This is a genomic window from Micromonospora sp. IBHARD003, from assembly GCF_056106285.1.
Genome location: NZ_JBWBBX010000001.1, coordinates 6,576,529 through 6,588,297 on the forward strand (window position 1 = coordinate 6,576,529; position 11,769 = coordinate 6,588,297).

Annotated in this window: 8 protein-coding genes; 6 read left to right on the forward strand and 2 right to left on the reverse strand. The window is 71.2% G+C overall.

The window, feature by feature from the left end; genetic code table 11:
* Positions 1 to 45: 45 nt before the first annotated feature.
* The gene (treZ, locus tag ACTWOL_RS28940; RefSeq protein ID WP_474299757.1) at positions 46 to 1,797 is read right to left on the reverse strand and encodes a malto-oligosyltrehalose trehalohydrolase; all 1,752 of its coding nucleotides are present in this window, start codon (positions 1,795 to 1,797) and stop codon (positions 46 to 48) included.
* A gap of 323 nt (positions 1,798 to 2,120) precedes the next feature.
* Here treZ and ACTWOL_RS28945 point away from each other — a divergent pair, with 323 nt between their 5' ends.
* The gene (locus tag ACTWOL_RS28945; protein WP_474299758.1) at positions 2,121 to 3,512 is read left to right on the forward strand and encodes a GH1 family beta-glucosidase; all 1,392 of its coding nucleotides are present in this window, start codon (positions 2,121 to 2,123) and stop codon (positions 3,510 to 3,512) included.
* Between the two features lie 134 nt (positions 3,513 to 3,646).
* Here ACTWOL_RS28945 and ACTWOL_RS28950 read toward each other — a convergent pair whose 3' ends face one another.
* Complete coding sequence (locus tag ACTWOL_RS28950) at positions 3,647 to 4,528, reverse strand: GNAT family N-acetyltransferase (protein WP_474299759.1); 882 nt, start codon at positions 4,526 to 4,528, stop codon at positions 3,647 to 3,649.
* A 318-nt stretch (positions 4,529 to 4,846) separates the two neighbouring features.
* On the opposite strand from ACTWOL_RS28950, the gene ACTWOL_RS28955 reads away from it, so the two are divergent.
* The 5 genes from ACTWOL_RS28955 (at position 4,847) to gnd (ending at position 11,768) form a co-directional block, all read left to right on the forward strand.
* Complete coding sequence (locus ACTWOL_RS28955) at positions 4,847 to 5,395, forward strand: DUF1707 and FHA domain-containing protein (protein WP_474299760.1); 549 nt, start codon at positions 4,847 to 4,849, stop codon at positions 5,393 to 5,395.
* Positions 5,396 to 5,910: 515 nt separating this feature from the next.
* Positions 5,911 to 6,765, forward strand: a complete 855-nt coding sequence (locus ACTWOL_RS28960) for a universal stress protein (protein ID WP_474299762.1) — start codon at positions 5,911 to 5,913, stop codon at positions 6,763 to 6,765.
* Between the two features lie 263 nt (positions 6,766 to 7,028).
* Complete coding sequence (tkt, locus tag ACTWOL_RS28965; protein WP_474299763.1) at positions 7,029 to 9,107, forward strand: transketolase; 2,079 nt, start codon at positions 7,029 to 7,031, stop codon at positions 9,105 to 9,107.
* Complete coding sequence (pgi, locus tag ACTWOL_RS28970; RefSeq protein WP_474299764.1) at positions 9,104 to 10,747, forward strand: glucose-6-phosphate isomerase; 1,644 nt, start codon at positions 9,104 to 9,106, stop codon at positions 10,745 to 10,747. Before tkt ends, pgi begins: the two co-directional genes overlap by 4 nt.
* The gene (gene gnd / locus ACTWOL_RS28975; RefSeq protein WP_474299765.1) at positions 10,737 to 11,768 is read left to right on the forward strand and encodes a phosphogluconate dehydrogenase (NAD(+)-dependent, decarboxylating); all 1,032 of its coding nucleotides are present in this window, start codon (positions 10,737 to 10,739) and stop codon (positions 11,766 to 11,768) included. The genes pgi and gnd overlap by 11 nt, the downstream gene beginning before the upstream one ends.
* Position 11,769 lies beyond the last annotated feature (1 nt).

Consider the following 11,769-nt stretch of genomic DNA (forward strand, 5'->3'; position numbering starts at 1 on the left):
GGGAAGAGCCGCTTCCCCCACGCGCCTTCCCGTCCGCGCCGGTGCTCACTCGTCCGCGAGCACCACGCACGACTCGCCCGGCAGCTCCAGGGTGCCGTCCGGCCCGGGAGCCCGCACCCCGTCCCACACCGCGAGCACCCGGGCCGCGCCCCCGCCCAGTGGGATCACGGCCCGCTCCTTGCCCAGGTTGAGCGCGACCCGCAGGTCGCCGCGGCGGAAGACGAACCAGCGGGCCTCCTCGTCGTAGGCGATCCGCACCGCGGCCAGATCGGGGTCGGAGAGGTCCGGCTGGGAGCGGCGCAGCGCGATCAGTTCGCGGTACCAGGCCAGCAGCCGGGCGTGGGGGTCGCGGGTGCGCTCGGTGCGGTCGAGGCAGGAGCGCTCCCTGGTCGCCGGGTCCTGCGGGTCGGGGATGTCGTCAGCCGACCAGCCCGATGCCGCGAACTCCCGGCGCCGCCCCTGCCGTACGGCCTCGGCGAGCTCCGGGTCGGTGTGGTCGGTGAAGTACTGCCAGGGGGTACGGGCGCCCCACTCCTCACCCATGAAGAGCATCGGTGTGAAGGGTGCGGTCAGCACCAGCGCCGCCGCGCACGCCAGCAGTCCGGGGGAGAGCTGTGCGGAAAGACGGTCGCCCAGGGCGCGGTTGCCGATCTGGTCGTGGGTCTGGGCGTAGCCGAGGAAGCGGTGCGCGGGGGTGCGGGTGAGGTCGACCGGGCGCCCGTGCGTACGGCCGCGGAAGGTCGAGTAGGTGCCGTCGTGGAAGAAGACATGCCCGAGCGTCTTGGCGAGCGCGGCCAGCGGGGCGCGTGCGAAGTCCGCGTAGTAGCCGCGGGACTCGCCCGTCAGGACGGTGTGCAGGGCATGGTGGAAGTCGTCGTTCCATTGGGCGTGCAGTCCGAGGCCGCCCTCCTCACGCGGTGTGGTCGTGCGCGGATCGCACAGGTCCGACTCGGCGATCAGGAACACCGGCCGGTGTACGTCGGCGGCGAAGGCGTCCACGGCGTAGGACAGTTCCTCCAGGAACGTCAGCGCACGGCTGTCGGCGAGCGCGTGGATCGCGTCCAGCCGCAGCCCGTCCAGACGGTAGTCACGCAGCCAGGCCAGAGCGCTGTCCACCAGAAAGGAGCGCACCTCGTCCGAGCCCGGGGCATCCAGGTTGACCGCCGAGCCCCACGGTGTGTGGTGCGTGTCGGTGAAGTACGGCCCGAAGGACGGCAGATGGTTGCCCGAAGGCCCCAGATGGTTGTGCACCACGTCCAGGACCACTCCGAGGCCGAGGCCGTGCGCCGAGTCGACGAAGCGTTTGAGCGCGCCGGGCCCGCCGTACGGTTCGTGCACCGCCCAGGGCGCCACACCGTCGTACCCCCAGCCGTGTGTTCCCGGGAAGGGACACACAGGCATCAGCTCCACATGGGTGATGCCGAGATCGGCCAGTTCCGGCAGGTGGGCCGCCGCGGCGTCCAGTGTGCCCTCCCGGGTGTACGTGCCCACGTGCAGCTCGTACAGCACCGCACCGGCAAGTCCCCGGCCGGGCCAGTCGTCGCTGCGCCAGACATGGGTGTCCGGGGCGACCACCGCGCTCGGCCCGTCGGGGCCGTCGGGCTGGCGGCGCGCACGCGGATCCGGCAGCAGCGGGCCGTCGTCCAGCACAAAGCCGTAGCGTGTGCCGTCCGGTGCGTCCGCATCGGCCGTCCACCATCCCTCGCGCGCGGGATCGCGTCGCATCGGCCGGCGTGCACCGTCCAGCCACAGCACGACCCCGTCCCGGGCGTGCGGCGCCCACACCTCGAACAGCACTGGCGTATCCCCTGTCGTGTCGGTCCGTCAGCTCCGTATCGGTGGCACTCGCATCCATCCTGGCAAGTCCGAGGTCTGGAGGAGTGCTACTCACCGGTACTAAGGGCGGTCCCGTAATACCCGGCAGACCAGCGCGCGGCGTCAGATGCATGGGGCCTCCCCAGGCCCAACGGGCCGTGGGGAAGCATCGCAAGGCGGAGAGGCACGCTCATACTGGGCGTATTCGGGTGCTTCGACAACTCCCCCAGGCGGTAGCTGGGGGAGTGCCGTAGCTGTCGTCGTGCGCCTGGTGGGTATTGCGGGACAGCCCTTAGGGTCCGGTCATGACACCGCCGCCCGTACCACCCGCCGCGACGCTGCCCGTGTTCCCGCCCGGATTCCTCTGGGGAGCGTCCGCGTCCGCGTTCCAGACCGAGGGCGCCGCCGACACCGACGGCAAGGGCCCTTCCGGCTGGGACGCATTCGCCGCACAGCCCGGCCGCATCAAGGACGGCGCCGACACCGCCCGGGGTACGGGGTTCCACGAGCGTTACCGCGAGGACGTCGCTCTGCTCGCCGGACTCGGCGCGGGGGCCTTCCGTTTCTCCATCAGCTGGCCCCGGGTGATTCCCGCTGGCAGCGGGCCCGTCAACGCGGCGGGCCTCGGCTTCTACGACCGCCTCGTCGACGAACTGTGCGCGCAGGGCATCACACCGGCGCCGACCCTCTACCACTGGGACACCCCGCTGCCGCTGGAGGAGGCGGGCGGCTGGCTGAACCGCGACACCGCCGCCCGCTTCGCCGAGTACGCCGCCGTCGTCGCCGAACGGCTCGCCGACCGCGTCCCCATGTGGATCACCATCAACGAACCTGCCGAGGTCACCATGCTCGGCTATGCGCTCGGCGAGCACGCCCCAGGCAAGCAGCTGCTTTTCGACGCCCTGCCCGCGGCCCATCACCAGCTGCTCGGCCACGGTCTCGCGGTCCAGGCGCTGCGCGCGGCCGGTGCCTCGAACATCGGCCTCGCGGTCTCCCACTCACCCGTGCGGGCGGCGAGCGACAGCGACGAGGACCGCTCCGGCGCCGACCTCTACGACACGCTCACCAACCGGTTGTTCTCCGACCCGCTGCTGACGGGCCGTTATCCCGAGGGGTTCGACGGCCTGATGCCGGGGCCGGTCGCCGACGACCTCGCGGTGATCTGCGAGCCCCTCGACTGGTACGGCGTCAACTACTACAACCCCATGCTCGTCGGCGCGCCGGCGCCGGACGCCCTGGACTCGTACGCCGGACTCGGCATGCCCGCGGAACTCCCCTTCGGGCTGCGTGAGATCGAGGGGGTGGAGCGCACCCACTTCGGCTGGCCGGTCGTCCCCGACGGACTGAGTGAACTCCTCGTCACCCTCAAGGAGCGCTACGGCCACCGCCTGCCGCCGGTGCACATCACCGAGAACGGCTGCTCGTACGACGGGATCGACGACGCCCGCCGCATCACCTTCATCGACGGGCATCTGCGCGCGCTGCACCGGGCGGTCGAGCAGGGCGTCGACGTGCGCGGCTACTTCGTCTGGTCGCTGACGGACAACATCGAATGGGTGGAGGGCGCGTCACAGCGCTTCGGCCTGGTGCACGTCGACTACGAGACTCTCGAGCGCACGCCGAAGGCGTCCTACGCCTGGTACCGGGAGGTCATCCGGGCGCAGCGGGAGGCATCGGCGCTGCCGTCCGACGGCTGACGGGGCGGGCACCTGGCGCCGGTGCCCGCCCGGTGCGGGGCAGGCGGGGACGGGGGACCGGTCGATGACCGGTCCCCCGCGCACACCGTCGCCAGGCGCCCGCCTCAGCCGGAGCGCACGCGGCTGTCCGGCCCTCAGACCAGATGGATCCGTTCCTGCACCACCGGATGCCCGGCCCTGGCGAAGTTGGCCGCCATGGGGAAGTTCCCCTGGTCGGTCGCGCCCGCGATGAACCCGGCACCCTGCTCGGCCAGGAAGTGCGTGCACTCGGCGAGCAGGTCGTAGGCGTAGCCGTGGCCGCGCTGTTCGGGGACGACGCCGATGAAGCCGACGCACGGACCGGACGGGTTGTGCGCCGGGATCTCCAGGCCGACCAGCTCCCCTTCGGGCGTGTACGCCAGCCGCCACCACTCGCGCGGCGACGGGCACCAGTGGAAGAAGTCCAACTCCTCCTGGGCGGCGCGGTCGAGCCCGCCTTCGGCGATGGCCCGCAGGGAATGTGCGTCCAGGGTCTTCGAGTGGACGCGGCGCAGGACGTCGAAGAAGACGGCGTCGTCGGGCTCCGGCCTGAACTCCAGCCGGCCGGGGCGCTCCGGCAGTCCACACTCAGGCGTCCACCGGTACTGGAAGCGCTCCACGAGCACCTCCATGCCCGCCGCGCGGGCGGCGCGCAGCCTGGCCTCACCCGCGGCCCGGGCGGCCGGGTCGTCCCGCCAGCCGGCGGGCAGGATGAGCTCGTACTCGACCCGGTAGGGGGAGCTGCGCAGCAGTTCGCTGCCCGCCTCCTCCTCACCCTCGGCCACGTCGAACCAGTTGAGATTGATCGGGGCGGTGTCATCGGGGCCGCCCCACCAGGCGGCCCGGGCCACGACCCTGCCGTCGCGCAGGGCCACCCGCTGCCACTCGGGGCGGTGGGTGACACGGGCCAGGGCACGGCCCACGCCGAGCGGGTCGGGCAGGGTGGCGAAAAGCGATGCGTCGCTCGAGGAGAGCGCGCGGATGACCAGATCGGTCATGGATAAGTCCTCCGGGACCACACGTGAATGACGCGCTCCCGGTCAGACACAGAACGCCGGGCGGACGGGGCGGGAGCGCGGGAACATGGAACACACGGCAAACACGGCACTCCCCTCCTTCCGTCGGACCTGGGCGTCGTGATCACGCTAATCGGTACCGGGAGCGGGCGTCCAGTGCTTTTCGCGGACACTGCCGAACACCGGCGGACCCCCTCGGACACCGCCGCCCCGACTCTCAAGAGCGGTGGACGCGCTGCGGAAGTGATCTTCGACGGTGCTTCTGGACACCCCGGGGCGCTCGGCCCGACAATCACGTTTGTGACGTCCTCCTTTGAGTTCCAGACATATCCCGCCCGCGTCTCCGACGCGGACCGGGACCGTGCGCTGGACAGACTCCGGGAGGGCGCCGTCCAGGGCAGGCTGTCGTACGACACGTTCATTCGGCGCGTGGATCTCGCCCTCGCCGCGAGCACCCCCGGTGAACTGCGGTCCCTCACGGCCGATCTGCGCACCGAGGGCCGGTTCTCCAAGAGAGTGTTCAGCGCCGTCGGCAGGATCTCCGCGTTCTCCGTACGGATCGGCCGCGCCTGGCAGGCCGAGAAGCTCCCGCCGCTGCTGCTGCCCGAGCCGGGACCGTGTCCCCTGCGTATCGGCCGCGACCCGTCCAACGGGCTGAGGCTGAGCCATGAGACGGTCTCGCGTCTGCACGCCGAACTGACCCTGCGCGGCGGGCTCTGGGTGCTGCGCGACCTGGGCTCCACCAACGGCACCACGGTCAACGGCCGGCGGGTGACCGGCTCGGTCGTCGTCCAGGCCGGGGACATGGTGGGCTTCGGGCGGATGAGCTTCCGCCTCGCCGCGCGCTGAAACTCCGCGCTCCCGTGCACCGGCCGCACCCGGGACCTAGTGCTGTGGCCGGATAGGTTTGCCGGGAAGGTCGCGGCGTCCGGTGCGGTGTATCGCCAGGCGGAGAATCGGCCTTGTACTGGATGTACTCGGGTGATTCGACAACGCAGCGAGACGCCGTGCAGGACACCGCGAGCCGGTGAACCTATCCGGTCACAGCACTAGGGGGCTTCTGATGGATCTCCGTGGCGTCGCGACGCCCGGCCCTCGCTCTCGCCGCACCGGCCGAAAGCTCAAGTACGTCCCGTACGAGGGCTTCCAGCCGGCACTCCGAGAGCACGCACCGGACGCCGCTCCTTCCTCCACGGAGATCCATCAGAAACCCCCTAGTGTCCTGCGCCGAGGCCCCCGCTCACCGTCCGTGACGCTCTGAATCGCGGCGCCCGCCGCACCTCGGTAGCTTCGTGATGAGGCGTGCCTGTGCGCGGTGGCTCGTGACGGCGCTGCGCACGAGCCCCGAGGCAAGGAGGAGCACCATGTCCCTACCCGTCGCTGTGGGAGTGGACGGCTCCGGCGAGAGCATGGTGGCCGTGGACTGGGCGGCCGACGAGGCCGCGGTGCGGGACACGAACCTGCGTCTGGTGTACGCCTCACGCTGGCAGGAGCACCGGCTTCAGGCCGTGAAGCCGACGCGCGAGGCTCAGGCCGAGGAGGACCGCTCCCTGCTGGCCGCGGCCGAGCAGCGTGCCCACACCCGCAGGCCGGGGATCGCCACCTCCGCCGAGGAGATCGAGGACGCCCCCGCCAGACTGCTGGTGGACGTCGGTTCCGGCGCTGAGCTGCTGGTCCTCGGGTCGTCCGCACTCGGCAGCGCCTCCGGGTTCATCGTCGGCTCGGTGGGACAGGAGGTCGTGGCGGACGCGAAGGGCCCCGTGGTGCTGGTGCGTCCGGGCTACGGCGAAGAGGGCCTCGGAGCCGGCCGCCCCCAACGAGGCAAGGTCGTCGTCGGTCTCGATGTGGGGCACGGTGACGACGGCGGCGAGCTGCTGGAGTTCGCCTTCGACTTCGCGGCGAGGCACGATGCCCCGCTGCACATCCTGCACGGTTGGCACGCCCCGGCCTTCCACCACCGGGAGGCCGAGGTACGCGGTGAGCGGGAGGCGGCGCTGTCGGCGGCCGTACGCCCCTACCGGGACAAGTTCCCGCGCGTCCAGGTCACCGAGGACGCCGCCCCCGGCCGCCCGGCCGACCGGCTCGTGGAGTCGGCCGCGGAAGCCGGACTGGTGGTCGTCGGCAGGCGCCGGGCGGCCAGGGGCTCCCACATCGGCTCCACCGCGCACGCCGTGATCCACCATGCCCCCTGCCCGGTGGCCGTCGTACCGCACGCCTGAGCGGAGCAAGCCCGCCTGTTCACCCGTCCCTGTTCACCCGTCGCGGGTGAGGCCCGGAGCCGCGTGCGCCGGTCAGGCTGGCACCAGGATCGCCCGTGCCGTGCGGCGGGCGGGGCGCCCGGACGGGGGTCGCGGGCGCCCCGCCCGCTCGGTCGGCCCCGCATCGGTCCGCCGTACCCGGGTACCCGCCGTACCCCGGACCCGCAGCACGAGTCGTACACGTACCCGCCGAACCCGCCGTACCGCCGGAAACGGGAGCGCATATGACCACCCTGGACATCGACCTGGACACGCTGTCGGTGAACACCATCCGCGGCCTGTGCATGGATGCCGTGGAGAAGGCCGCGTCCGGGCACCCGGGCACCCCCATGGGCATCGCGCCCGTCGCGTACACGCTCTGGCAGCGGTACCTGCGGTTCGACCCCGCGGACCCGATCTGGCCGAACCGCGACCGCTTCGTGCTCTCCGAGGGACACGCCTCCACGCTGCTCTGGTCCCTGCTGCATCTGACCGGGGTCAGAGCGGTCGACCCGGACTACGAGGTGCTGGGGCGACCCTCGGTCACCCTCGACGACCTGAAGTCGTTCCGGCAGCTCGGCTCCCGCTGTCCCGGGCACCCCGAATACCGCTGGACCAGCGGGGTCGAGACCACGACCGGGCCGCTCGGACAGGGCGTCGCGACCTCCGTCGGCATGGCGATGGCGGGCCGCTGGCTCGCCGCCCGCTACAACCGCGACGACTTCCCGCTCTTCGACTACGACGTGTACGCACTCGCCGGGGACGGCTGCATGATGGAGGGCATCGCCTCGGAGGCCGCGTCGCTCGCCGGGCACCAGCAGCTGTCCAACCTGTGCTGGATCTACGACTCGAACCGGGTGACCATCGAGGGCCACACCGGCATCGCCTTCACCGAGGACGTCGCCGCCCGGTTCCTCGCGTACGGCTGGAACGTGACCACCGTCGCCGACGCCAACGACCTCGACGCCGTGGACCGCGCCTTCCACACCTTCCGGACCGAGACCGAGCGCCCCACGCTGATCCTGGTGCACAGTCACATCGGCTACGGCTCACCCGTGGAGGACTCGCCCAAGGCGCACGGATCGCCCCTGGGACCCGACGGAGTGCGGACGGCCAAGCGCTTCCTCGGACTGCCCGAGGACCGCGAGTTCTGGGTGCCCGACGAGGTCCGTACGCGCTTCGAGCAGGGCATCGGCGCCCGGGGCGCCGAGCTGCGCGGCGCCTGGGAGAAGCGGTTCGAGGCGTATCGCGCGGCCTGGCCCGGGCTCGCCGACGAGATCCAGCGCATGCAGCGCCGTGAACTGCCGCACGGCTGGGACAGCAAGCTCCCCGAGTTCCCCGCCGACCCCAAGGGCATGGCCACCAGGGAGTCCTCGGGCAAGGTGCTCAACGCCCTCGCCGAGCGGGTGCCCTGGGTCATCGGCGGCTCCGCCGATCTGGCGCCGTCCACCAAGACGCGGCTCACCTTCGAGGGGGCGGGGGACTGCGAGCCGGACGAACCGTACGGGCGCAATCTCCATCTGGGCGTACGCGAACACGCGTCGGCGGCCGTGGCCAACGGAATGGCCCTGACCAAACTGCGGCCGTACTGGTCCGGGTTCCTGATCTTCTCCGACTACGCCAAGGCCGCCATCAGGCTGTCCGCGCTGATGGAGATCCCGGTCGTGCACATCTTCACCCATGACTCGATCGGTGTCGGCGAGGACGGCCCCACCCATCAGCCGGTCGAACAGATCGCCGGACTGCGGGCGATGCCGGGCCTGCTGGTGTTCCGCCCCTGCGACGCCAACGAGGTCACCGAGACCTGGCGGCTGGTCGCAGGACTGCGCCACGAGCCCGCCGCACTGGTCCTCTCCCGCCAGGCCCTCCCCACCCTCGACCGCACGCGGCTCGCCTCCGCCACCGGAGTGACCCGGGGAGCCTATGTGCTGGCCGACGCACCCTCGGGCGAACCCGAGGTGATCCTGCTGGCCACCGGCTCGGAGGTACATCTCGCGCTGTCCGCCCGGGACGAGCTGGCGGCCGACGGCATCCGGGCGCGCGTGGTCAGCATGCCCTGCTGGGAGCTGTTCGACCGCCAGCCCAGGGAGTACCGCGACCGGGTGCTGCCGCCGCACATCACCGCACGCGTCGGCATCGAGCAGGCGTCGACTTTCGGCTGGGACCGCTATGTCGGCGACGGCGGCGCGCTCATCGGCATGCACACCTTCGGCGCGTCCGCGCCACTGAAGCAACTGCTGTCCAAGTTCGGCTTCACCCCCGAGCGGGTGGCCCAGGCAGCGCGCGAAGTGCTCGAACGCCGGCAGGAGGCGATGACCCGATGACGGCCACCCTGCTCCGCAAGCGCCCCGCATGGCAGGCGCTGGAACGGCACCTGGAGGAGATCGCCGCGCGCGATCTGCGGTCCCTGTTCGCCGAGGACCCGGGCCGCGGCGAGCGGCTGCGGGCCGAGGCCGCCGGGCTCTACCTCGACTACTCCAAGCACCGGGTGACCGACGAGACGATGAGCCTGCTGCTGGACCTCGCCAGGGAGTCCCGCCTTGAACACCACCGGGACGAGATGTTCCGCGGCGAGCGCATCAACGTGTCGGAGAACCGGCGGGTCCTGCACATCGCCCTGCGGATGCCCCGCGGCAGTTCGCTGGTCGTCGACGGCGCGGACGTCGTCCCCGAAGTCCACGAGGTGCTCGACCGGATGGCCGCCTTCACCGAGCGGGTGCGGTCGGGGGAGTGGAAGGGCGCGACCGGCAGACCGATCCGCAATGTCGTCAACATCGGGATCGGCGGCTCCGATCTGGGACCGGTGATGGCGTACGAGGCACTGCGCCACTACACCCGGCGGGACATGACGTTCCGTTTCGTCTCGAACGTCGACTCCACGGATCTCGTCGAGGCCCTGCGCGACCTGTCCCCCGACGAGACGCTGTTCATCGTCTCGTCCAAGACGTTCGGCACCCTGGAGACCCTCACCAACGCCCACTCGGCACGGGACTGGCTGGTGGGCCGGCTCGGCGAGGAGGCCGTCTCCCGGCACTTCGCCGCCGTGTCCACCAACGCCGAGCGGGTCACCGCGTTCGGCATCGACACCGACAACATGTTCGGCTTCTGGGACTGGGTCGGCGGCCGCTACTCGATGGACTCCGCCATCGGCCTGTCGACCATGCTCGCCATCGGCCCCGAGCAGTTCCAGGAGATGCTCGCCGGCTTCCACGACATGGACGAGCACTTCCGTACCGCCCCGCTGAGCCGGAACCTGCCGGTGCTGATGGGTCTGCTCGCCGTCTGGTACGCGGACTTCTTCGGCGCCCAGACCGTCGGCGTCATGCCGTACGAGCAGTATCTGAGCCGCTTCCCCGCCTACCTCCAGCAGCTCACCATGGAGTCCAACGGCAAGCACGTCACCCTCGGCGGCGACCGGGTCGACTACGAGACCGGGCCCGTCTACTGGGGCGAGCCGGGCACCAACGGCCAGCACAGCTTCTACCAGCTGATGCACCAGGGCACCCGGCTGATCCCGGTCGACCTGATCGGCTTCGGCAAGAGCCTCAACCCGCTGGGCGACCACCACGACATCCTGTCCTCCAACATCTTCGCCCAGGCCCAGGCCCTCGCCTTCGGCCGCACCGAGGAGGAGGTCCGCGCGGAGGGCACCGCCCCCGAAGTCGTGCCCCACCGGGTGATGGAGGGCAACCGGCCCTCCACCGTGCTGCTCGCCGAGAAGCTCACCCCCCGTGTCCTCGGCCGACTGGTGGCTCTCTACGAACACAACGTGTTCACCCAGGGCACCGTGTGGAACATCGACTCCTTCGACCAGTGGGGCGTCGAGCTCGGCAAGGTCCTGGCCGCCGAGATCATCCCGGAGCTCACCGCGGAGCCGGAGCCGGACCTGCGCCACGACTCGTCCACCAACGCCCTCATCCGTCACTACCGCGCTCTCAGGAACGGGGTCGGCCATGACCACTGACACACCCATGCAGCTCGGCATGATCGGCCTCGGCCGGATGGGCGCCAATCTGGTGCGCCGGCTGATGCGCGACGGCCACCGCTGTGTCGTCTTCGACCTGGACACCGAAGCCGTCAAGGAGCTCGAGAAGGAAGGCGCCACGGCGGCCTCGTCCCTCCAGGACTTCGTGGGCAAGCTGGAGCGGCCCCGCAACGTCTGGCTGATGCTGCCGGCCGGAGTGGTGCAGAAGACCCTGGAGGAGCTCGCCGGGTTGCTCGACGCCGACGACACCGTGATCGACGGCGGCAACTCGTACTACCGGGACGACATGACCCGGGCCCGGGAACTCGCCCCCCGCGGCATCCACTACGTCGACTGCGGGACCTCCGGCGGTGTCTGGGGCCTCGAGCGCGGCTACTGCCTGATGATCGGTGGCGAGGACGAGGCCGTGGCCCGGCTCGACCCGGTCTTCAGCACCATCGCCCCCGGCAGGGGCCTCGCCGAACCCACCCCCGCCAGGACCCGGGCCGACGGCACCGCCGCCGAGGGCTATCTGCACTGCGGGCCCAACGGCGCCGGCCACTTCGTGAAGATGGTCCACAACGGGGTCGAGTACGGGATGATGGCCGCCATCGCCGAGGGCCTCAGCATCATCAAGCACGCGGACGCGGGCCTGACCAGCCGTACCGTCGACGCCGAGACCGCGCCGCTGCGCGAGCCCGAGGCGTACCCGTACACGATCGACGTGGCCGAGGTCGCCGAGGTGTGGCGCCGCGGCTCCGTCGTCAGCTCCTGGCTGGTCGACCTCATCGCCGACGCGCTGGCCTCCTCGCCGGGGCTCGACCGGTTCACCGGACGGGTCTCGGACTCCGGAGAAGGCCGCTGGACGGTGCTGGCGGCGGTCGACGAGAGCGTGCCCGCCCCGGTCATCAGCGCCGCGCTCATCCAGCGGTACGAGTCGCGCGGTCTCGGCGAGTTCACCGACAAGGTGCTCTCCGCGATGCGCGGTGAGTTCGGCGGTCACGCCGAGAAGGCAGGGTGAA